The sequence below is a fragment of the Roseibium sp. SCP15 genome (assembly GCF_040329435.1).
Classification (GTDB): domain Bacteria; phylum Pseudomonadota; class Alphaproteobacteria; order Rhizobiales; family Stappiaceae; genus Roseibium.
Map to the genome: position 1 here is coordinate 350,960 of NZ_JBDZYI010000004.1, position 21,543 is coordinate 372,502.

Annotated in this window: 18 protein-coding genes; 7 read left to right on the plus strand and 11 right to left on the minus strand. The window is 55.4% G+C overall.

Annotation, left to right across the window (positions count from 1 at the left end):
- Positions 1–48: 48 nt before the first annotated feature.
- Both ABLO27_RS21500 and ABLO27_RS21505 read right to left on the minus strand, forming a co-directional pair.
- Entirely contained in the window at positions 49–975 is a 927-nt protein-coding gene (locus ABLO27_RS21500; RefSeq protein ID WP_353035575.1) for a sugar ABC transporter substrate-binding protein, read from the minus strand.
- Between the two features lie 539 nt (positions 976–1,514).
- Complete coding sequence (locus tag ABLO27_RS21505; protein WP_353035577.1) at positions 1,515–2,372, minus strand: MurR/RpiR family transcriptional regulator; 858 nt, start codon at positions 2,370–2,372, stop codon at positions 1,515–1,517.
- 119 nt (positions 2,373–2,491) lie between these two features.
- Between ABLO27_RS21505 and iolG the strand changes: the two genes are divergently transcribed.
- From iolG to ABLO27_RS21535, 6 genes are all read left to right on the plus strand, one after another.
- Positions 2,492–3,490: an inositol 2-dehydrogenase gene (iolG, locus tag ABLO27_RS21510; RefSeq protein WP_353035579.1), complete on the plus strand. Its 999-nt coding sequence runs from the start codon at positions 2,492–2,494 to the stop codon at positions 3,488–3,490.
- A gap of 171 nt (positions 3,491–3,661) precedes the next feature.
- Positions 3,662–4,783: a Gfo/Idh/MocA family protein gene (locus ABLO27_RS21515; protein WP_353035581.1), complete on the plus strand. Its 1,122-nt coding sequence runs from the start codon at positions 3,662–3,664 to the stop codon at positions 4,781–4,783.
- Positions 4,784–4,987: 204 nt separating this feature from the next.
- Complete coding sequence (locus ABLO27_RS21520; protein WP_353035583.1) at positions 4,988–5,605, plus strand: NAD(P)H-dependent oxidoreductase; 618 nt, start codon at positions 4,988–4,990, stop codon at positions 5,603–5,605.
- Positions 5,605–7,500 (plus strand): monovalent cation:proton antiporter-2 (CPA2) family protein, encoded by a 1,896-nt coding sequence (locus tag ABLO27_RS21525; protein WP_353035585.1) that lies wholly within the window; start codon positions 5,605–5,607, stop codon positions 7,498–7,500. Before ABLO27_RS21520 ends, ABLO27_RS21525 begins: the two co-directional genes overlap by 1 nt.
- Before the next feature lie 26 nt (positions 7,501–7,526).
- Positions 7,527–8,198: a DsbA family oxidoreductase gene (locus tag ABLO27_RS21530; RefSeq protein ID WP_353035587.1), complete on the plus strand. Its 672-nt coding sequence runs from the start codon at positions 7,527–7,529 to the stop codon at positions 8,196–8,198.
- A 501-nt stretch (positions 8,199–8,699) separates the two neighbouring features.
- Positions 8,700–10,148: a hypothetical protein gene (locus ABLO27_RS21535; protein WP_353035589.1), complete on the plus strand. Its 1,449-nt coding sequence runs from the start codon at positions 8,700–8,702 to the stop codon at positions 10,146–10,148.
- Between the two features lie 178 nt (positions 10,149–10,326).
- On the opposite strand, the gene ABLO27_RS21540 is transcribed toward ABLO27_RS21535, so the two are convergent.
- From ABLO27_RS21540 to ABLO27_RS21580, 9 genes are all read right to left on the minus strand, one after another.
- Complete coding sequence (locus tag ABLO27_RS21540) at positions 10,327–12,228, minus strand: beta-galactosidase (RefSeq protein ID WP_353035591.1); 1,902 nt, start codon at positions 12,226–12,228, stop codon at positions 10,327–10,329.
- Between the two features lie 7 nt (positions 12,229–12,235).
- The gene (locus ABLO27_RS21545) at positions 12,236–13,075 is read right to left on the minus strand and encodes an SMP-30/gluconolactonase/LRE family protein (RefSeq protein WP_353035593.1); all 840 of its coding nucleotides are present in this window, start codon (positions 13,073–13,075) and stop codon (positions 12,236–12,238) included.
- Between the two features lie 5 nt (positions 13,076–13,080).
- The gene (locus ABLO27_RS21550; RefSeq protein WP_353035595.1) at positions 13,081–13,695 is read right to left on the minus strand and encodes a 2-dehydro-3-deoxy-6-phosphogalactonate aldolase; all 615 of its coding nucleotides are present in this window, start codon (positions 13,693–13,695) and stop codon (positions 13,081–13,083) included.
- The gene (locus ABLO27_RS21555) at positions 13,692–14,612 is read right to left on the minus strand and encodes a 2-dehydro-3-deoxygalactonokinase (RefSeq protein WP_353035597.1); all 921 of its coding nucleotides are present in this window, start codon (positions 14,610–14,612) and stop codon (positions 13,692–13,694) included. The genes ABLO27_RS21550 and ABLO27_RS21555 overlap by 4 nt, the downstream gene beginning before the upstream one ends.
- Positions 14,609–15,373 carry an SDR family NAD(P)-dependent oxidoreductase gene (locus ABLO27_RS21560; protein ID WP_353035599.1) on the minus strand — a complete coding sequence of 255 codons (765 nt, stop codon included), beginning with the start codon at positions 15,371–15,373 and terminating at the stop codon, positions 14,609–14,611. The genes ABLO27_RS21555 and ABLO27_RS21560 overlap by 4 nt, the downstream gene beginning before the upstream one ends.
- A 64-nt stretch (positions 15,374–15,437) precedes the next feature.
- Positions 15,438–17,513, minus strand: coding sequence for an alpha-galactosidase (locus tag ABLO27_RS21565; RefSeq protein ID WP_353035601.1), 2,076 nt, complete (start codon positions 17,511–17,513; stop codon positions 15,438–15,440).
- Positions 17,510–18,358, minus strand: a complete 849-nt coding sequence (locus ABLO27_RS21570; RefSeq protein ID WP_353035603.1) for a carbohydrate ABC transporter permease — start codon at positions 18,356–18,358, stop codon at positions 17,510–17,512. The genes ABLO27_RS21565 and ABLO27_RS21570 overlap by 4 nt, the downstream gene beginning before the upstream one ends.
- 1 nt (position 18,359) lies before the next feature.
- Positions 18,360–19,277, minus strand: coding sequence for a carbohydrate ABC transporter permease (locus ABLO27_RS21575; protein WP_353035605.1), 918 nt, complete (start codon positions 19,275–19,277; stop codon positions 18,360–18,362).
- Positions 19,278–19,363: 86 nt separating this feature from the next.
- On the minus strand, positions 19,364–20,623 hold the full coding sequence (locus ABLO27_RS21580) for an ABC transporter substrate-binding protein (protein WP_353035607.1): 1,260 nt from the start codon (positions 20,621–20,623) through the stop codon (positions 19,364–19,366).
- Positions 20,624–20,742: 119 nt separating this feature from the next.
- Between ABLO27_RS21580 and ABLO27_RS21585 the strand changes: the two genes are divergently transcribed.
- Positions 20,743–21,522, plus strand: coding sequence for an IclR family transcriptional regulator (locus ABLO27_RS21585; RefSeq protein ID WP_353035609.1), 780 nt, complete (start codon positions 20,743–20,745; stop codon positions 21,520–21,522).
- Positions 21,523–21,543 lie beyond the last annotated feature (21 nt).

Sequence of the window (21,543 nt, forward strand, 5' to 3'; positions counted from 1 at the left end):
TGATTGTGGCGGGCGGCGGAAGAACCGCCGCCCGAGTTTTCAGCTGGATTAACGGATGCCCTGAGCGGACAAATCGATCACCTGACCGGCTTTGTCCTTGGTGATCAGGTTCGGGCCAGACGGTACGTCGCCACCCGGGATCAGGCCGTATTCAGCGTTCAGAGCCAGGAAGGCAACCGGCAGGTAACCCTGCAGGAACTGCTGCTGGTCGATTGCAAAAGCGGCCTTTCCGTCAACGACGGCCTGCAGGAAGTTTGCAGACAGGTCAAAGGTCGCAACGTTGACTTCACCGGAGCGACCGGTTGCTTCAACTGCAGCGACTGCAGGCTCACCAACCGTGGAGGCACCAAGACCCATGATGGTGTCGATGTCCGGATTGGATTCCAGAGCAGCGCGAACCTTTGCTTCCACTTCTGCCGGGTCGTTGGACGTCGGCAGAACGTCAACCTTGCCGCCGAAACCTTCAGCGAAACCTGCACAGCGCAGGTCGAGAGCAACGTTGCCGACTTCCTGGTTGACGCAGATCCCGGTCTTGCCGCCCATTTCTGCGAGCTTTGCACCAGCAGCCTTGCCAGCGGTGAATTCGTCCTGACCGACGTGCAGTTCGGCACCAAGCTTGCCGGCAACATCGGAACCGGAGTTCATGGAAATCACCGGAATACCGGCTGCAACAGCGCGTTCGATGGACGGGCCGAGTGCGTCAGCGTCCGGAATGGAGACAACCAGTCCGTCCGGCTCCTGGTTCACGGCAGCATCGATGAGCTGGCTCATCGCGACCATGTCGAAAGTTTCCGGCGCGCGGTAGCTGACGTTTGCGCCAGTGTCCTTGGCAGCCTTGTCAACGCCGTTCTTGACCACGGACCAGAACGGATCGTTGGCCTGGCCGTGGGACACCACGATGATGTCTGCGGCGAGAGCCGGTGCGGAAACTGCTAGAGCGCCTGCTACAAGCGCGCCTTTCATGAAATGTTTCATTTCATACCTCCCAGGTAGAAAAATTGAACCGCGTGATTGCGGCTTAGACTTCGGCACAAAACCGAATTTGCATTACCCTTTCCGATCCGCGATTGCAGGAGTTTTAATTGTCTCCGTTGGTGCGTTTGTCCCTCGCCAATTCAATCGAAGTGGAGGGGGATGAGCGGAAGGAGTGGTTTCAGGTTTGATTAGACCGGCGGAGCCGGGCTTCTCGTTTCGTGATGGGATCGGACGTGTCCACATCGCAGGACGGCCCGACCCCACCCAGCCGACAGGGCCCGACGCGCCCTGCGGTTTCGTGAATGGGGAAGTTCCCAGATATCAAGATGCAGCTTGAGAAGGGACGGATCATGCGCCGTCCTTTCGCAGCACGACAGTTCTGCCGCGACGTACAATTTCGAAAGTCATTGTACCTCCCAGGCTCCGGAGTCGACGTCTGTCACTTCGGAGTACTCATTACCGGCGCGCCTTGAGCCACGCTTCTTGATTTTGGAATTTAAATTCCATTTTGAAATTTTTGCAACAGATTTTTTCCAAAATCAGAGATTCCGGTTCCGCCGCGTGCCGACTGAAACCGCCAAAGCTATTGCAAGAGAAAGACTTGCGGACAATGCGCGAAAGTCACCAACGTCGAATTCGGACACGAGAAGCTGAATGGCCTTGATGCGGGCCAGCGGGCTGGTGACCACATCGGTGATGGCGACGATGTCAGCCCCGATCGCACGCGCCTTGGTGGTCAAATCCAGGGTCAGTTCGGTGTAGGGAGCGAAGGTAACAGCTATGACCGCATCGTTCGGCCGGATCACATGTTCCATGTTGATATTGGCGATGCCGGAGTGGAGGACAGCCGGAACATCCATTTTTTCAAAGGCATAGGCCAGATATGAGGTCACGGGAAATGCCCGGCGGAAACCGACCATGTGAATGGTTTCGGCGCGTGCCAGCACATCGACAGCTTCTTGAAGGGCCTTTGGATCGACCGTTGTCATCAGGTTTTCAAGCGAGGAACGGCCGGCTTCAACGAATTCCGCCAGCAGAGCGGACGGAGATTCGGCTCCCTGTTCCCTTAGTTTAGCCAGACGGGTGGCGTAGTCCGGCCATTTCTGCGAATAATCTGAGCGGAAGAGTTTTTGCATTTGGGAGAAGCCGGAAAAACCCATCTCCTGGCAGAAACGCATGACCGCGGAAGGTTGCACGTTGGCGCCTTCGGCCAGCTCGGCAACGGTCGACACGGCAACCCGGTCAGGGTTGGATGCGATGAAGTCGGCAAACTGCTTCAGTCTCTTCGGGAGTTGGTCAGCCGTGGCGCCGAGGCGTTCGAAAAAGGCCTCTGTCGTTTCAGGGGCGGATCTTTCTGTCGCTTGTGCATCAGATGCATCTGGCTTGGCTTCAATCATTGTGATCTTCTTTTCCGACTTGACACATTCCGTGGAAAGTGATTTTGGAATTTTTATTCTAAATTAGCAAGCCGCCGGTCTTGGCTGTGCGGATCCTCGGTCATCCGAAAGGAAAAACAATGGCAGTCAATGTCGCTTTGTTGGGCGCTGGACGTATCGGTAAAGTACATGCCAAGGCAGTTGCGGCGACGGAAGGTGCAACACTTGTTGCGGTTGCCGACGCCTTTCCCGAAGCCGCCAGCTCGCTCGCCGATGCCTACGGTGCCCGCGTCAGCACAATTGATGAGATTGCAGCTGCACAGGATATTGATGCAGTCATCATCTGCACTCCAACAGACACCCACGCAGATCTGATCGAGCAGTTCGTGCGTGCGGGCAAGGCGGTCTTCTGTGAAAAGCCGATCGATCTTTCGCTGGACCGGGTCAAATCCTGCCTGGCAACGGTCGAAGAAACCGGTGGAACCCTCATGCTCGGCTTCAATCGCCGGTTCGACCCGCATTTTCAGGCGGTCCGTGAAGCGATTGACGAAGGCAGGATCGGCGATGTCGAAATGGTGCAGATCACTTCGCGTGATCCCGGCGCACCGCCTCCGTCTTACATTCAGTCGTCTGGTGGAATTTTCCGGGACATGACCATCCATGATTTCGACATGGCCCGGTTCCTGCTCGGTGAGGAGGTCACCACGGTTTATGCAACGGCTTCGGTTCTGGTCGATCCGGAAATCGGCAAGCTCGGCGATTACGACAGCGCAATGGTTGTGCTGACGACAGCTTCCGGCAAGCAGTGCTCCATTTCCAACTCACGGCGTGCCACTTACGGCTACGACCAGCGGATCGAGGTGCACGGGTCCAAGGGCGCGGTTGCAGCGGAAAACCAACGCCCGGTCGCCATCGAAGTTGCGACCTCGGAAGGTTACATCAAGCCGCCGCTCCATGACTTCTTCATGACCCGGTACACGGAAGCTTATGCCGCCGAGATCGCGAGTTTCGTGAAGGCGATTGAAAACAAGATGGCACCACATCCCACTGGCGAGGACGGCCTGAAGGCGCTCGCGCTGGCGGAAGCTGCACTGAAATCTGTCGCCGAGCGCCGCGCCGTGGGCATGGACGAAATCTGAGCCGCAGGTCGGCAGATGTGCGGGGCGCGGATTTGACCGCTCCTTGCCACGTCGACTGAAACACCAAGTTTCACCAATTGCTATCGAGGAGGATCTCAAATTCCCCCTCGGGCATAGGTGCGTGAACACAACAGATACTCGAAATCGAGATCGACTTTGGAGGACCGGGCGATGAACAGTCTCGGCATTGGACTTATCGGTACTGGTTACATGGGCAAGTGTCATGCATTGGCCTATGGCTCTGTGAAAGCCGTCTTCGGCAATGTGCCCGATATCCGCCTTGAGGTATTGTGCGATGTTCCGGCTGACAAGGCGGACAAGTTTGCCGACCAGTTCGGGTTCGCTCGCGGGACAAGCAACTGGAAGGACCTCGTTGCCGATCCCAAGGTCGACATTGTCTGCATCACGACGCCGAACAAGGTGCATAAGGAAATGGCCATGGCGGCTCTCGAAGCCGGCAAGCACGTGCATCTTGAAAAGCCGATGGCTCTGTCCCTGGAAGACGCCAAGGCAATGCTGGAATTGTCGGAAACGACCGGTGCCAAGACGATCGTGGGTTACAACTACCTGCACAATCCGGCATTCAAACATGCGCAAAAGCTGATTGCGGACGGAGCAATTGGCCGTGTCGTACATTTCAGAGGCGCTGTTGATGAAGACTACCAGGCGGATCCCGATCTTGCATGGACCTGGCGTGCGACAAAGGCGGATGCAGGCCTGGGTACTCTAGGAGATCTCGGCTGTCACCTGGTGTCGCTCGCCACGGCCCTTGTTGGACCCATCGACAGCCTGATCGCGGAAACCAAGACTGTGCATGTCACCAGACCGATGGGCGACGGCACCGAAGAACATCGTCCGGTCGAAAACGAAGACATCGCCTCCGCATTGCTCACCTTCGAAAACGGTGTTCATGGCGTCATCTCGACCTCCCGCAGTGCCTGGGGCCGCAAGAGCTATATTGCTTTCGAGGTTCACGGCACAGAGGGCATGATCACCTTCGATCAGGAGCGGATGAACGAATTGCGCCTCTATCAGAACCGCGGTCCCTTGGCCGAACAGGGCTTCAAGACACTGCTCACCGGCCCGGCTCACCCGCCATATGGCCAGTTTGTCCCGGCCGCCGGTCACCAGCTTGGGTTCAACGACCTGAAGGTGATCGAGGCACACGAGTTTCTGCGCGCAATCGTGGAAGACAGGCAGGCGACCCCATCATTCAGGGATGCGCTTCATTTCGAGCAGGTTATCCATGCAATTGCCAAAGCCGGAGAAGAAGGGCGCCGGGTTCATCTGTAACTCATGCATCCTTTGCAAAAACGGTGGCAATCGGTCGATTGTTCAATGAACTGAAACAGACCGGCCTGCCGCCGCCCCCCTTTTGAAGGCCAGACCCCGACCCTATAAAGCAATGAAGCAAGTGGCATCGGTCGCCGGTCAGGTTGAATGACCCGATCCGATATCCGGTGCCAAAGTCGCAATGCTGCTTGTCCGGGGGTTCAATTGGCTAAGGTTCTGGTTCTTTTTGCTCACCCCAGACCGGATCGGTCGGAGGTGAATTATCCGCTGTTCAAAACCGCGCAGACGGTTCAGGGCGTGACCGCTGTCGACCTTTACGCCGAGTATCCGGATTTCAATATCGACATCGACACCGAGCAGCAAAGGCTTCGGGACCATGACGTTATTATCTTCCAACACCCGCTCTTCTGGTACTCAGCGCCCGCACTCATGAAGGAATGGCAGGACCTGGTTCTGGAGCATGGGTTTGCCTACGGCCTGAACGGCCATGCGCTGGAAGGCAAAACGTTTCTGAATGCCGTTTCGACCGGCGCCAAGCCGAACGCCTATTCACAGGATGGCATGAACCACTCGGATCTCCGCAGTCTGCTGGCACCCTTCGAAAAGACGGCAGATCTATGCGGAATGCGCTATTTGGCGCCCTTTGTGATGTTCGGCGCCGGGCGAGCGATGGAAGAGAACCGTCTGAATGTGCACCGCAATGGCTATGACGATCTGCTGAAAGCGCTTGTTGCCGACAGATTCGATCTGAAAAGGGCTGCGAAAGCCGCCTTCCTGACGGATGTGCTGGAAGATTTCATCCTGAAAGGGGAGGCGGTCTGATGGAATTGCTCAGTGACGCCTTTGTTTATCTTTGCGCGGCCGTAATTGCCGTTCCGATCGCCAATCGCCTCGGGCTCGGTTCGGTTCTCGGCTATCTCATTGCAGGTGTTGTGATCGGTCCGATTCTGGGCATTGTGGGATCCGAAACCACCGAGGTGCAGCATTTCGCCGAGTTCGGCGTGGTGATGATGCTGTTTCTGGTCGGCCTGGAATTGCAGCCGGCCATGCTCTGGAAAATGCGCCAGCAACTTGTCGGGCTCGGTGGACTGCAAGTGGTGGGAACCACGTCGGTCTTTGCCGGTGCAGGGCTTGTCTTTGGGCTTTCCTGGCAAAGTGCGATTGCTCTAGGAATGATCCTGGCTTTGTCATCCACCGCGATCGTCCTTCAAACACTGAACGAGAAAGGCTGGCTGAAGACACAAGGCGGTCAGAGTTCTTTTTCGGTGCTTCTTACGCAGGATATTGCAGTCATTCCGATGCTTGCGGTCCTGCCCTTGCTGGCCACAGGACATGGTGGTGGCCATGAAGGCACTGGCGCGGATGGGCATGGAGAGACGGCCGCCCACGGTGGAGAGGCGCTTGCAGCTTTGCCGGGTTGGGTGCAGGCCCTGATCATTCTCGCGGTCATTGCCGCCATCATTGTTGCCGGTCGGCATTTGCTCCGCCCCGTGTTTCGCTTCATCGCCGAAGCTCATTTGCGTGAAATCTTTACTGCAACTGCATTGCTGTTGGTGATCGGCATTGCATTGCTGATGGATTTCGTTGGTCTGTCTCCGGCTCTCGGGACTTTCCTTGCAGGAGTGGTTCTATCTGACAGCGATTATCGTCATGAGTTGGAGAGTGATATCGAGCCTTTCAAGGGACTGCTGCTCGGACTGTTCTTCCTGACTGTCGGCGCTGGTATCGACTTCGATCTGCTGTTCGGTGCACCAGCTACCATCTTTGGACTGGCGCTTGGGCTCATGTTGGTCAAATTCGCGGTTCTGTTTGCACTGGCGATCATTTTCAGGCTTGAGGGGCCGGATCGCTGGCTGTTTTCTCTGGGACTGGCACAAGCCGGTGAGTTTGCCTTTGTGCTCTTTGGTTTTGCCTTGGGAGCAGGCGTTCTGGAGCAGCATCTGCTGCAGGTCATGACGCTGGTGGTCGCGATTTCGATGTTACTGACACCGGCCCTGTTCATTTTCTACGAGAAGGTGGTGGCACCGCGTGTTGCGGCCAAATCTGATCGCCCGCCGGATGTGATCGACAGCCGTGGCAGGGTGGTGGTCGCCGGGATGGGGCGTTACGGGCAGATTGTCTCCCGTCTTTTGATGACCAGTGGTTACGATGTTGTCATTCTGGACCACGATCCGCAGACGATCGACAACCTGGCGCGCGTTGGCATTCGAACGTTCTACGGTGATGCGACTCGTCCCGACCTGCTTCATGGTGCAGGTTTGAAGGACGCCGATCTCTTTGTGGCGGCGATTGACGATCGGGACAAGCAGACCATGGTTGTCGAGCACGTTGCAAAAACCTATCCGAAGGTGAAAATCCTTGCGCGGGCACGCGACCGGCACCATGTCTACGAGCTTGAGAATGCCGGAGCGCATTTCGCAGAGCGGGAAGTGTTCGAGGGTGCCTTGTCACTCGGACGCCAGGCACTCATCGAACTTGGAGCGCATCCGTTCCGGGCCAGAACGAAGGCGAAGGATTTCCGCAATCACGATCTCGCGATGCTGGATGATTTGAGAGAGAACTACAACGACGGCGGCGTTGACACTTCCTATATTGATGCGATGCGCGCTCATTCGGAAACGCTTTATGAAATCATGCGGGTGGACCGGGGCGATGAACGTCACGAACGCACGGAACGCGGCTGGAACCCGCCACCCAAGGGGGACGCGACCCTTTAGGGTCTCGTTGGAAAGAGAGAAGATAAATGACTGAAATGTCCGACCTCGACATGGAAGAGGTGCTGCAAATTGATATCGTTTCCGATGTGGTCTGTCCCTGGTGCATTGTAGGGTTCAAGCAGCTTGAAAAGGCGATTGAACAGACCGGCGTATCTGCAGCCATCAAGTGGCACCCGTTTGAGCTCAATCCGGATATGCCATCTGAAGGCGAAAACCTTCGTGAACACATCATGCGCAAATATGGTTCGTCCGCGGAGCAATCTCAGGAAGCGCGAGACCGGTTGACTGACATCGGTTCGGGACTTGGGATTGATTTCAGATTTACCGAAGACATGCGCATGGTGAACACCTTCAAGGCTCACCAGTTGATTCATTGGGCCGCGCAGGAAGGGCTGGAGCATCAGATGAAGATGGCTCTGTTCGAGGCCTACTTCAGGGATCGCAAGGACCTGAACGACAATGCTGTTCTGGCGGACATTGCCGAAAACACTGGTCTTGACCGCGCTTCGGCCTTGAATGTGCTGGAAGACGGCCGTTATGCCGACGCCGTCCGTCAGGAGGAAATGTTCTGGACTCAGAACGGCATTCAAGGCGTGCCTGCAGTTGTCTTCGAACGCCGTCACCTGATCACAGGTGCGCAGGGTGTCGACAACTACGTCTCAATCATTACGCAGCTTGTTGAAGGCAATGCGGCTTAAGGTTTGTATGCGCCTAATACCTTGTAAATTTCCAAATCCCCATGAGACTGAATTAAAATGAAGTCGAGAGTAGTAATTTAAGAAATAATATGGCTAATTTGTAGCAATTATAGATATTGTTTTGAATTTAATTATATAGATAACTATTTTCACTGTATTAATTGCATGTGTTTGTTTGTTTTTCATTGTGGCGATTTTGCGATTATTTTTTCGTCATGTGGTTTATTTGAGTATTGTCCAGTAAATAGTATATTATAATATAAGGTCAGAGAGTTCTTCGCTGCGGTAAATTGGTTTTGGGGTTTCAAGATTAAGATTTTAAAGAAGCAAAGCTATATCAATCGATATTCCGATTTAGTGTGAGTAAACGGGTGTAACCGTCGAAATTGAAGTCTTTGGACTAGCGCCGATATCAGGTGTGTATATTCAAATGCACTACTTTGCAGTGAGAAATTTTTAGCTATATTTTGTTTTAACAGAATTGCAGAATTTGGCATTAATATGGAAAATGAAAAATTTCACATTATACTTCTCAGAGAAGCAGGTGTATTGAGATCTCATAAGATTAAGACTGGAGAGATCACAAAAGATTTTGTCGATGGACTGTTTGTCAAAAAATACGAAGACATAAAAGAAGAAATAGATAGTGAAGCGTCAGTAAATGACGAAGAGCAACTTCCTGCCCCATATCCGCTGAATTTCAAGGAAGTAGAAAAGGCATTTTCTCAAGCTATGTCAATGTATAGAGACGCCGTTGTTGCTACGGTGCGCATGGCTCCACCTATTTCATCTCTAATGGCAGCTCAAAATATCGAAAATATAGCGAGTAAAAGAGGGGAAAAAGTACACGATCTCTGCTCGGAAGATAAGGAAGTTTATTCGCTTCCAATGCATACAATTCATAAAGTTCTTCAACACCTGACTCATGAAAAAGCAGTTCTCGAGGGAGCGCTTTATTTGCCAAAAATTTCGACAATCGGTCTCATTAGTTCTTACGACGCTATTCTTTCAGACTTGCTAAGGGTAATTTTTCAGGAGAAACCTGAGATAATTTTCACGTCCGACCGAGAGATAAAATTTTCGGAACTTACAGGATTTGGCAGTATTGAGGCAGCGAAAGAAAGCATCACCTCAAAAGAAATTGAAAGTATTGTAAGACAAAGTCACCATGAGCAATTCTTTTGGATGGAGCGAAAATTTAATATCAAATTACGTGAAGGTCTCGATATTTGGCCTAATTTCGTTGAATTATGTGAAAGAAGAAACTTACTCACTCATACAGGTGGATTGGTCTCCGAGCAGTACTTGAAAAACTGCGAAAAATACGGTCAAGCAACCCGACTGAGAGTTGGAGAAAAGCTTGATGTTGACTTAGCTTACTTTAAGAGAGCAATCGAGATTGTTTCCGAAATTGGTTATAAATTAATACACACTATGTGGCGGAAGTTCTCACCAAAAGACCGGAGGGTGGCTGATCTCGTTCTAAACGAGTGCGGAATGAATTTGATTGCAGCTAAGCAATATCCCTTGGCTGAAAAAATCCTTGAATTTGGAGTGAAGCAAAGGAGCCACTCATCTGACTTAGTAAAGCGAATGATGATTGTAAATTTTGCAAATGCACTAAAGCTAGGAGGGGACTTTGAAAAATGCAAAAAAGTCCTCAGTGCAAATGACTGGAGCGCAACATCCTATCATTTTCAGATTTGTGTGGCGGCAGTTAAAAATGAAATAGATGAAGTGGTTAGACTTCTCAGGCTCGGCCCCCAAACAATCGAAATTGACCCTTCGCAATTCAGGGATTGGCCAGTTTTCGCTGATGTTAGAAAAAACGATGATGTAAAAACAACATTCGAAGAAATATTTGGAGAGCCGTTAATAAAAACAGAAGGTTCCAATTCAAGTGCTCCTGGCATTATTGAAGACAGCGAGTTGATTGCAGAAAAAGTATAGTTCAACTGTCATGGTAAAGACACTTCGTTGCTTTAGAAGTTTTACCCTTCTGGCAGGTGACAAAGCAAAGCACTGTATCGGTGTTAATCGTTTTGCGTTGTAAGCAATGTCAAACATTTTTCTATTTAGTAGCAGCCTTACATATTCTGGTGGCAGTTTTCACTTTGAACTAGCGTCTTTAATGCTCCTCAAACAGCACCCCGGCAGCCTCGATCCGGCCCGCCGGGGTCTCGGCTGGTTCTGCGCCGTAATTGACCCAGACGCGCATGCTGTTTGTGTCGCGGCAGCGGACGCCTTCAGGCAGTTTCATGGTTTCAATCCCGGCCTCGTCGCATAGGCCCGAGAAAACCTGTGTGAGAGTCGCGTCATCGCCCCAGCCGCCGACATAGGTGAGATTTTGCGATCGCATGATCGCAGGCTGGCCGTCGGCCAATTCCATGACCACTTCTGCTGCACCTTCAAGCTCCTCGCGATATCCAACAAAGTGGCCGCCGCCTTTCAGTGCCATGGGCATGTCGGAACGCATGCTTTCGACCCGGGAAACGGTCACGTCGAGACCGGGCATGTCCGGCGGCAGCGGCACGGGAATGACCATGTCGGCATTGCGTGCTGCGGTGCGCGGACCCAGAACCACCTCAGCGTCGGCGCATGCCAAAGCGCTTTTCAGGTCCTGCGGCATATAGATCATGCCGGGTGCGGCAACGATCCTGTAACCCGAAAAGTCTCGCGTTTGCGCACGAAGAATGTCGACTGATAGTCCCAGTTTGCGAAGCGCCTTGTAAGTGTTGAAGACCAGCTGGAAGTAGTTGAGCCCCTTGCCATGCGGTTGGGTGGCCCAGGCAAAGTCGGCGTCATAGTCGAAAATCAGGGCAACGGGTGCCTGTGGTGCCGAAACGTCCGGCGCCTGGCTCAGTTCCTCGGCGACCTGCCGGGCTTCGATGAGAGCAGGGGCATCGGCATTGTCGGGGCGCAACATGCCGGCATGCATCTGCTCCTGCGCAAACGGGGCCTGCCGCCAGCGGAAGTAACACACGGCTTCCGCGCCATGGGCATAAGCTTCCCAGGCCCAAAGCCGCATCATGCCGGGCAGCGGGGCGGGATTGTGCGGTGCCCAGTTCACCGGACCTGGTTGCTGCTCCATGACCCACCAGCGCCCTTTGCCGACGGCGCGGTAAAGATCGTGATGGAATGCCTGAAAGTCCGGATCGCCCTGGCGGGCAAAGGCCCGCTGGTGCTCTTCATCAGCACCGACACGGTCTTCCAGAAAGCCGAGCGGATAACTGTCCCAGGTCGCGATATCAAGATCGTCCCCAACCTTGAAATGGTCGAATTCGGTGATCCGGCCCATGTAATTGTGGCTGGTCGGTGCGTCCGAATGAGCGCGAATGATCTCGACCTGACGCTTGTTGTAGCTTGCCACCTGATCCGAAGAAAACCGGCGGAAGGCGAGAGTATGAGACGGGTTCGGTTCGGTGACGGTCAGGTTTGGCGGATCGATCTCGTCAAAGGATGCATATTCCATTGACCAGAAGACGTTGCCCCAGGATCGGTTGAGTTCCTCGATCGAGCCGTAGCGTTCCTTAAGCCATACGCGGAATGCACTTACGGCGGCATCCGAATAGGAAATTGCCGTTTCGTGGCAACCGTATTCATTGTCTGTCTGCCAGGCGCCCAGGTAGGGGTTCTTTCCATAGCGCTTTGCCAGAAGATCAACGATCCGGTCACTCTCCTTTCGATAGCCTTCATGGGAAAAGCAATAGTGCCGCCGGGAGCCGAACTTGCGCGGTTTCCCGTCTGCATCGACTGCGACCATGTCAGGATGCTTTTCGATCATCCAGCGAGGCGGAGTTGCCGTCGGCGTGCCCAGAACGACCTTCAGGCCTGCCTTGCCGAGAGTTTCAAACGCACGGTCCAGCCATTCGAACCGAAGGTCACCTGGTGACGGTTCAAGCCGTGACCAGGCAAATTCGCCAATACGGACCCAGGTCAGTCCGGCGTCCGCCATGTGGCGGGCGTCGGCTTCCCAGATCTCTTCCGGCCAATGTTCGGGATAGTAACATGTGCCCAGAGTACGTTTCATTTTCTACCTACAGAATTACGCGGTGTTCCGCCTGACCGAGCACATTTGTCTGGGCAAAATACGTCTTGCCCTCATCCTTGCCATTCAAGCCTTCGGCGGCAGAAGTTGCAAACAGGGTTCGCATGTCTGCGCCTCCAAAAGCAGGGCAGGAGATCTGGCTGGCGGGCAGCGGAATTTCTTCGACGAAACTGCCATCCGGTGCGTAACGGGCAACGCGATTGGCGCCCCACTGAGCGTTCCAGAGATAGCCTTCACTGTCGACAACGGCACCGTCGGGATTGTGATCGTCCCCAGTGAGGTCAGCAAAAACCACCGGCGTGCCAACCGGCCAACCGTCGTCATCCAGGGAGACTTTCTGGATCTTCTGCATTGCAGTGTCGGCGAAGTAGGCGGTACGGCCATCGGGAGCAAAGCATATCGCGTTGGAAATCGTGATGTCGCCGAACAGCCTGTGCAATTCACCCTTGTAGAACCGGTAGATCGAGCCGGCACCCGGTTCGGCATTGTAGCCCATGGTCCCGATCCAGAAGCCGCCCTTCGGATCGGCGCGGCCGTCATTGGATCGCGTTACCTTGTTGTCTGCCTCGAAATCGCAAAGCTTCGTCGAGGTGTCGCTCGTGAGGTCGAACAGGAACAGCTTGCTGGCGCTTGCGATCATGAGCTCGTTGCGATTGACCCAACCGGCAGCAGAGACACATTCGTCGAATTGCCAGAATTTCGGAGTGCCGTTTTCGCGGGTCATCAGCTGCTTGTTCAAAATATCGAACCAGAACAGCTGTTGGCGCTCAGGGTGCCACATGGGGCCTTCGCCCAATGTGCACTGGCGATCATCAAAGACATTGCTCATGACTGTTATCCGTTGGCTGCAACCGCGGCATCATAGGCCGTGACGATCTTCTCAGCCCGATCCTTGATGTCAGCAACCGAGAAGCCCGGCTTGTAGAGAGCCGTGCCGATACCGAAACCGGCAGCACCTACCTTGATCCAGTCTCCAAAATTCTCGGGTCCTGCTCCGCCCACGGCATAAGTCGCTGTTCCCTTCGGCAGCACTGCGAGCATGGCTTTCAGTCCGTCCGGGCCGATGAGGGAGGCGGGGAAAAACTTAAGGCCATCCGCACCGTTGCGCAGGGCCGTGAAACTCTCCGTAGGGGTCATGACGCCCGGGAAGGACGACATCCCTTCTGCCTTGGTGGTTCTGATGACCTCCGGATTGCAATCAGGGGAAACGATGAGCGTGCCGCCAACGGCCTTCACCTTTGACACCTGGTCCGGCTCCAGAACAGTACCGGCGCCAATTTGCGCTTGTCCGGCAAAGGTCTTTGCCATGGCCTCGATGCTTTTGTAAGGCTCAGGAGAATTCAGCGGAACTTCGATCCGGGTGATGCCGGCTGCAACCAGGCAGTCAGTAACCGGAAGTGCTTCATCGGGCGAGAGGCCCCGCAGAATGGCGATCAGATTTCGGCTCATGAAGATACCTTGGTAAATGTTGAGTAAGCGAGCTTGAGACCTTTGAGCGTTATGGTCTCAGCATCGAGAGTGACGACCTTGTGGCCGAGTGTCATGAGCGCAGAGCCATAGGCGCCAGCAATGCTGTCACTGCCTAGTAGTTTGACCTCCGACAGATCAAAATCATCTCGGGCCGCGGCAAGTTCCGAGCCGATCAGGAGACCAGACAAACGTCCTCTGGCTGCCTCCGGAGACAGGTCGGCAACCAGACCGGCCGCACGAATTCCAAACAGGCCTGCTGCCAGCGATTGCGGGTTTTCGAAGATCTCTGCAACGGCGCTGGCGAATGCCGCCCCGTCGAGTTCCTTTTCCGACAGTCCGTGCCGCAAGACGGATTGAGACGACAGCAGAGCGAACGTTTCACCCGTCATGAAGGTTTTGAAGCGGGTGACGATGCCATTGTCGAGGGCTACCCACTTGGTGTGTGTGCCGGGCAGGCACAAGGTTCCGCTGAAGCCTTCATTGTCCGCCAGAAATCCGGCAATCTGGGTTTCCTCACCACGCATGACATCAGCCGGGCTCAATTGCTTGATGCCAGGCAGAATGCGCACGTCCAGCCTGGGGTCGTTCGATGTGACGATCGTCGCATCGGTCAGCGATGGGGGCGGGCAGGGAACAGATTTGTAAGGTGCCTCGGCCCAGCCTTGCCGTGACCCAGCCATCCCGCAAACGATGACGGGCGTCTTGCGACCGGCCTCAAGAAGATCATCCGTCAGTTCGATCAGGGCGGGTTCAAACCCGGACCTGGCAAGTTTGCCCATGCCCTTGTCCGAATTGCGGTGCTCAATCGTGTTTCCTGCTGAATCGAGTGCCCAGATGCGCAGGTTGGTGGTGCCCCAATCCGCTGCGATCCAGTCGATGTTTGACTGCGATGTCATCCCGTCACCACTACGCCACCATCCACGACGAGGGACTGACCGGTCATTGCCCTGCTGGTCTTGGACGAAAGGAACAGGACCGGATCGACCATGTCTTCGGGAGCAAGTTCGAATTTCAGACACTGGCGATCCAGATGCGCCTGGAGCGCTTCAGGTGTCACCCACATGTCCTTCTGCTTCTGTGTCAGGACCCAGCCCGGCGCAATTGCATTGACGCGGATGTTTTCCGGTCCGAACTCGCGGGCGAGGCTGCGGGTCATGCCATTGATGCCGGAATTCGCGGTTGTGTAGGACACATATCCCGCGTTGCCCATCATGTATGAAATCGACGTGAAATTGACGATGGAGCCGCCACCCGCGGCCCGCATGCCGGGGATCACGTGCTGGCAGGCAAAGAAGTAGGCCTTGAGGTTGATGGACTGCGACCAGTCCCAGAATTCCTCATCGACTTCCTCGGTGGAATGCCGCTTGTCATTGGCCGCGTTGTTCACCAGAGCCGTGATCGGGCCATGTGCTTCCGCGGCCTTGTCCATCGCCCCCTTCAGGGCGGACATGTCGGTGATATCGCATGGCAGAAACAGCGGGCGGTTGCCGTGCAGGCTTTCCTGTTCGTCGCAGAATTCGGACGCGTCGGAACGTTGAACAAAGGCAACCCGTGCGCCTTGTGCCAGAAAACCGCTGGTCAAGGCTGCGCCGATTCCAGAGCCGCCGCCGGTAATGAACACCGAGGCACCTTTGAGATCCGGATAATTCGCGTGCATGAAACGCTCCCTTTGTTGTTTTCACGGTCTGAGCCGTATTGTGCTTGAGACGAGCGGTTTACGCTCAAAGCCGCCGGCCTTCCAGAACCCAGATTGTTTCCGGGAAGCGCCAGGGCAGAATGAGGCCATGGGACATGAGATATTGTCCGCTGACTTCCAGGTCGTGTTCTTTCAGGAGAGGGGCTCCACGGGACAGGGCCGGAGCTTCGTCTTGATTGATCAAGTTTATCTTGTACACCGCATTCGGGTCCAGACCCGTCAGCTGCAACGGATAGGGAAGGATCTGATCCGAAGGCCGCATTTGGGCGGCGAACGCAACGAAGCGGCTTCCGTCTGCCGCAAGCTGCTGTTCTGCGATGATTGCAGGGTCGGAACTGTCCAGACGCAGAATATCCGCCTGCATCATCCAGTCCCTGTTGGCCTTCCACCAGCCGGTCACCATGCGCAGGGTAGCGGCTTCCTGTTCCGTCAGCTCGCGCGGATCCATTTCAAAGCCCATATGGCGCTGGGCTGCTGTCCACGAGCGGAGCTTGATATCGAGAACGCGGCCCGACGTGTGGCACTTGCGCGGGCCGACATGCGAGCCGGTCACGGAAGCCGGCAAGAACAAAGCCGCGTCATGCTGAATGCGTTGGCGCTCAAGTGCGTCGTTGCTGTCCGAAAGCCAGACACGTTGTGTTCTCTCCAGAATGCCGAAATCAATCCGTCCGCCACCGGAGGCGCAGCTTTCGATCTCAACCTGGGGAAAATCAGCCCGCAGTCGATCGATCAGGGCGTAAGTGCCCTCCGCCTGTGAGGCGTCGACGACCGGCAAAACCCGGTTGTGATCCCATTTGATGTAGCCCACGTCATGATGCTTCAAAACGCTGGCGATGTGTTCGTAGAGATAGGAGCGGACATCTTGCCTGGACATGTCGAGGACCAGCTGCTGACGGCCTCTGATCTGGTCTGCCGGACCCAATACCCAATCGGGGTGGGAGCGGTAGAGGTCGCTGTCCTCGTTGATCATTTCCGGCTCGAACCAGATACCGAACTCCATGCCGAGCGCTTTGACATGTTCGATCAATGGCGTGAGGCCGTCGGGGTACTTTCGACGATCGATCACCCAGTCTCCAAGAGACGTTGTGTCGTCGTCCCGTCGGCCGAACCATCCATCGTCCAGCACAAACCGCTCGGCACCGAGGTCCGCCGCTTGGGAGGCGATGGATCTGAGTTCGTCGAGCTCGTGGTCGAAATAGACCGCTTCCCAGCAATTGTAGTGAACCGGTCGTGGAGAACGGGCACCTTCCGCCACCAGGTTCCGCGCATGTTTCTGAAACCGGGTTGCCGCGCCGTTCAGTCCCGAACCGGAATAGGTGACATAGAGGGGTGCGGAGTGAAAGGTACGGCCTACCGGCAAACTGCCCGAAGCGTGGCCGAACTGGACGTGCCTGCGGCCGTCCTGCAACTCCTCCGCCACCATCTTGTGACCGCCAGACCATCCATAGTGGAAAGCATATGCTTCGCCACTGGTGTTTCTGGTGCCTGGCGAGCAGACAATCAGGCCTGGAAAATGCGCATGATCCGTGCGCCCTGTCCTGTTGTCCCGCACCCTGGCGCCGGGTGCGAACGGGATGCGGCGGGTCAGGAATTCGGCGCACCAGCGTCCTGAGAATTCAATCATTTCACCGGTATGCGCCGGAACGGGCAGAACCGGTGCGGCAAGCCAATCAACGATGATCTCGTCCGCACTCTCCAGGCTCGATCGCAGCTTGAACAGTGAGCTTTTCGCATCAAGGGCAAGGTTGAAAGTCAAGGTCAGGCCAAGAGCATCGTCGGCAAAGACCAGTGTCACGCCATGCTCGGATACAGCCTCGCTTCGGAAGCGGGAGTCCGGCGCCAGCTGCGTTCCGTTCTTGTCCCGGACAGACAATCCGCAATGTCCGGGAAAGGTCTGGGAGGCTTCGGGGCTGAGGCTGACTGCAGCATTCCTGTCGACCATGCCACCGCTGACATCTGCAATAGAGGCTGCCGCAATTGCCTGATGGGCTTCGCCTTCCGGCAAAGCTGGTCCCCAATACACAACTTCCGGCAGGCGACCGTCAAAGCTGGCAAGAACCATGCTTTGCCGGCTATCGCCAAGATGCCAGGTCTTGATCATTTCACGGCCCCAAGCGTGAGACCGGCAATGAAATGCTTTTGCATCAGGAAGAACATGGCGACCGGCGGTAGCGCCGCAACGATGGAACCGGCGCTCATCAGGTGATAGGCGGCGCGGTACTGCGCATTGAATGAGGTGATGCCTGCCGTGACCGGTTGACTTTCAACGCCCTGGGTCAGGACAACGGCCCAGAAATAGTCGTTCCAGATGAAGGTAAAGATCAGAACGGCCAACGCCGCGATGGCCGGTTTCATAAGCGGGAGCACCACGAACCAGAAAATTCGCCACTCAGATACCCCCTCCACCCGTGCTGCCTCGATCAACTCGAAGGGCAGGGCGCGAATGAAGTTGCGCATGAAAAGCGTGCAGAAGCCGGTCTGGAAGGCGATATGAAACAGAACCAGCCCGGTGATGGTGTTGTAAAGGCCCATCTGAAGGGTCAGGTCGCGCACGGGGACCATCAGGATCTGGAACGGTACGAAGTTACCGGCCACGAACATGAAGAAGATCCAGATGTTCGACTTGAACTTGTAAATGCCGAGCGCAAAGCCGGTCATGCAGGACAGGGCTACCGCTCCGATCACCGTCGGAATGGTGATCTTGAATGAATTCAGGAGATATTGCGGCATGTCCGAGCCGGTGAAGACCAGCGCGTAATTGGTGAAGCCCTCAAATGAGGAAGGCCAGCCCCAGTAGTTGGCATTTACAAAATCGGCGTCGGGTTTGACCGAGAAGATCGCGACTGCGATCAGCGGCAGCAGCCAGAGAAACAACGCAAGCGGCAAGAGACTTTGATAGGTAAGCTGCCAGGAGCGGGACGTGCGTTCGATCGGTGTCGGAAACATATCAGCGCGCCTTCTCTTCTTTGTACATCGACCAGAGGAAGTAGGCGATGAAGGCCAACATGATCAGGAACAGCACCACGGCAATCGAAGCGCCGTAGCCCATGCGGAAGCCGTATTCGGACAGCGCGACCTCAAACATGTAAAAGCTGAGTACGCGGCTGGAACCGAAAGGGCCGCCATTGGTCATGACCGAGATGAGGTCGAAAGATCTCAGGGCGCCGATGATGGTCACCACAAAGGCGATGAATGTCGCCGGGCGCAGTTGTGGAACGATGATGTACCAGAGCATTCGCCAGCTTTTGGCGCCGTCCAGACGCCCGGCTTCGATCTGTTCCGGATCGACTGCGTTAAGGCCGGTGAGATAAAGGATCATGCAATAGGCGGTCTGCGGCCAGAGGCCGGCAACGATGATGCCCACGGTGACCCAGTTTTCGTCGCCAAGCACGTTCATTGGCGGCAGACCGACCGCGCCCAGAAGAACATTGAGAATGCCAAAGGTCGGATCGTAGAACCAGGTGAACACCAGGCCAACGACCACCTGTGAAATGACAAACGGGAAGAAAAACAGAGACTTATAGAGTCGAATGCCGGTGACGGTCTGATTGAGAAATAGCGCGATGAACAACCCGGCCGGAATGGCTGCCAGATACAAAAGCAGCCAGAGGACGTTGTTTTTCAACGAAATGTAGAATGCATCGTCCCAATAGAGTTCTTCGTAATTGTAGAGTCCGACATATTCTGCCTTGCCCAATCCGTCCCATTGATAGAGCGACAGATTGAACGACTGGAAGATCGGAAAGATCACATAAAACAGGAAGAACAGGATTCCCGGAGCCAGGAACAGCCAAGGCGTCAGCTGCTGCTGGTTCTTGTGCCACCAGGAACTCTGGCGGGTTTCGGCGACGGTCGCTTGGGCCATTTTCGGAACTCTTCTTGAGTCGACGGCAGAACGGTTAAACGGGACAGGGTGCTGCCGCACCCTGTCCGAATTCCGGCAAGCGGAATTTACTTGTAGATACGCTCACGAGCGCGATCCAGGCGAGCCAGGATCTTGTCCAGGTTGTCCGGCTTGACCATGAATTCCTGCAGGCCTTCCATGGCGACCTTCGCCATCTCAGCCGGTGCATCGCGGTCAAAGAACTGGGCAACGCCGCCCGGAGAGTTGCTGGACAGCATGACAAAGCCCTGCTTCAGGAACTTGTCGTCGTCCACGGTGGACTCGGAATTCACCGGCAGCTGGCCAAGATGGCTGCCGTCGTTGATCCAGGTCTGGACGTCCGGAGACACCACGTAACGCAGGAACTCGCGTGCCGCTTCCTTGTTCTGGGCGTTCGCCGGAATGTGGAAGGTGTCGGTCGGAGCATCTTCAGCCTTTTCGATGCCCGGCGTGATTTCCACGAACTGGTAGAAGTCGAGCTGATCATCGGTCAGGCCGGCGTCACGTAGCGGTGCAACCGCGAAGTTGCCCATCAGGTAAGCGGCGGCATCGCCCTTGACCATGAACGGCAGGGCTTCCTGCCAGCTGTAGGTCTGGTGGTTGTCGATGAACGCGCCCATGTCGATGAGCTCACGCCAGTTGGCGAAGGTTTTCTTGACTTCGTCAGACTGCCAGGACGCCTCGCCGGTAAGCAGCTGCATGTGGAAGTCGAAGCCATTGGTGCGCATGTTGACATAGTCAAACCAGCCACCGGCCGTCCAAAGGAACTTGGTGCCGATGGTGTAGCACTTCTTGCCGGCATCAACGATCTTCTGGCAGTTGGCCTTTTCTTCTTCCCAGGTTGTCGGTTCGGTCAGGCCCAGCTCATCAAAGATGTCTTTGCGGTAATAGACACCCCATTGATAGTAGGTGTAGGGCACGCCCCACTGCTTGCCGTCAATCGTCATTGCGCCTTTTGTGGATGCCAGATTGTTGGCAATCGCCGGTTCGGCCCAAAGATCGGAAACATCTTCAAACAGACCTGCTTCCACGTAAGGACGCATGCGGTTCGCGGCATACCAGGTGGCAACGTCCGGCGCGTTGGCGGTCAGGAAGTTACGGATCTGGGTCTTGTAGGCTTCCCGGTCGATCACCGTTGTTTCGATGTTGAGATCCGGATGTTGCTTTTGAAAGCCTTCGATCGCCTGTTCCATGGTCGCGCGCGGCGCCGGGTTCGAGGTGTCGAGGAAAATCTTGAGATCTCCCTTCAGCCCCTCAGCAGAAACCCCGGCCGTGGTCGCAGCCAAGATCGTAAACGCCGCAGCGGACGTTTTTAGTATGGAACGCATGGTTGTCCTCCCTTGTGGTTCCATTATGTGAAACTTGGTTTTGTATATTGATACTTTGCGGCGATAGGGTTAGGTTGTCAACAGGCCCGGCGCAAAGAAACGGGCGGATGGAGGAAATGATGAACAAGCAGGCCACGGGCGATGGCACCGTCGGAAAGGCGCTGGATGTGCTCGATAAGGTGGCGGCGGTAGGACGGCCGGTCCGGTTTTCCGAGCTTCTGTCTGACAGCGTTCACCCCAAGGCAACGCTCTACAGATTGCTGCAGACCCTGGTGAGCCAGGGGATGCTGGCCTATGACGAGCACCAGCAGACCTATTCGCTTGGCATTCGACTGGTTCGGCTGGCCCACGCGGCATGGCGGCAGAGCTCAATTGCGCCGATTGCCCGCCCGTTTGTCAGGACCCTGTCGGAGATTGTCGGAGAGACAGTGCACCTGGCGCAGCTTGATGGCGGACAGGTGCTTTATGTCGACAAGAGGAATGCGGTTAATCCGATCGACATGTATTCCCAGGCCGGAAAGATCGGCCCCGGCTACTGCACCGGTGTCGGCAAGGCGCTTATGGCGTTTCAGGAACCGTCTGAGCTGGACGAGATCATCAAGAAGCAGTCCTTTTACCGATACACGCCAGGAACCCTGACCACCGAGGCGGAGCTCAGGGCGGATCTTGAGCAAATCAAAAAAGACGGCTTTGCGTTCGACCGGGAAGAGCATGAGCCCGGGATCATCTGCATCGCCGCACCGATCCTTTCTTCCAGAGGGCGGCCGATTGGCGCGCTCTCGGTAACAACATCAACAACGCGGAAGACCATGGAGGAATTGCTGGAAGCACGTCCGGCACTTCTGGAGACAGCCTCCAAGATTGCTGCGGCTGTCGAAGACTGGCAGTTCCCCTCTTGAACCTTTCCTAGGGAGATTGAA

What these genes read in the sequence shown, in the direction of transcription:
- ABLO27_RS21500 (WP_353035575.1), bottom strand. Translation starts at nt 975, where the DNA reads ATGAAACATTTCATGAAAGGCGCGCTTGTAGCAGGCGCTCTAGCAGTT.
- ABLO27_RS21505 (WP_353035577.1), bottom strand. Translation starts at nt 2,372, where the DNA reads ATGATTGAAGCCAAGCCAGATGCATCTGATGCACAAGCGACAGAAAGA.
- iolG (WP_353035579.1), top strand. Translation starts at nt 2,492, where the DNA reads ATGGCAGTCAATGTCGCTTTGTTGGGCGCTGGACGTATCGGTAAAGTA.
- ABLO27_RS21515 (WP_353035581.1), top strand. Translation starts at nt 3,662, where the DNA reads ATGAACAGTCTCGGCATTGGACTTATCGGTACTGGTTACATGGGCAAG.
- ABLO27_RS21525 (WP_353035585.1), top strand. Translation starts at nt 5,605, where the DNA reads ATGGAATTGCTCAGTGACGCCTTTGTTTATCTTTGCGCGGCCGTAATT.
- ABLO27_RS21530 (WP_353035587.1), top strand. Translation starts at nt 7,527, where the DNA reads ATGACTGAAATGTCCGACCTCGACATGGAAGAGGTGCTGCAAATTGAT.
- ABLO27_RS21535 (WP_353035589.1), top strand. Translation starts at nt 8,700, where the DNA reads ATGGAAAATGAAAAATTTCACATTATACTTCTCAGAGAAGCAGGTGTA.
- ABLO27_RS21540 (WP_353035591.1), bottom strand. Translation starts at nt 12,228, where the DNA reads ATGAAACGTACTCTGGGCACATGTTACTATCCCGAACATTGGCCGGAA.
- ABLO27_RS21545 (WP_353035593.1), bottom strand. Translation starts at nt 13,075, where the DNA reads ATGAGCAATGTCTTTGATGATCGCCAGTGCACATTGGGCGAAGGCCCC.
- ABLO27_RS21550 (WP_353035595.1), bottom strand. Translation starts at nt 13,695, where the DNA reads ATGAGCCGAAATCTGATCGCCATTCTGCGGGGCCTCTCGCCCGATGAA.
- ABLO27_RS21555 (WP_353035597.1), bottom strand. Translation starts at nt 14,612, where the DNA reads ATGACATCGCAGTCAAACATCGACTGGATCGCAGCGGATTGGGGCACC.
- ABLO27_RS21560 (WP_353035599.1), bottom strand. Translation starts at nt 15,373, where the DNA reads ATGCACGCGAATTATCCGGATCTCAAAGGTGCCTCGGTGTTCATTACC.
- ABLO27_RS21565 (WP_353035601.1), bottom strand. Translation starts at nt 17,513, where the DNA reads ATGATCAAGACCTGGCATCTTGGCGATAGCCGGCAAAGCATGGTTCTT.
- ABLO27_RS21570 (WP_353035603.1), bottom strand. Translation starts at nt 18,358, where the DNA reads ATGTTTCCGACACCGATCGAACGCACGTCCCGCTCCTGGCAGCTTACC.
- ABLO27_RS21575 (WP_353035605.1), bottom strand. Translation starts at nt 19,277, where the DNA reads ATGGCCCAAGCGACCGTCGCCGAAACCCGCCAGAGTTCCTGGTGGCAC.
- ABLO27_RS21580 (WP_353035607.1), bottom strand. Translation starts at nt 20,623, where the DNA reads ATGCGTTCCATACTAAAAACGTCCGCTGCGGCGTTTACGATCTTGGCT.
- ABLO27_RS21585 (WP_353035609.1), top strand. Translation starts at nt 20,743, where the DNA reads ATGAACAAGCAGGCCACGGGCGATGGCACCGTCGGAAAGGCGCTGGAT.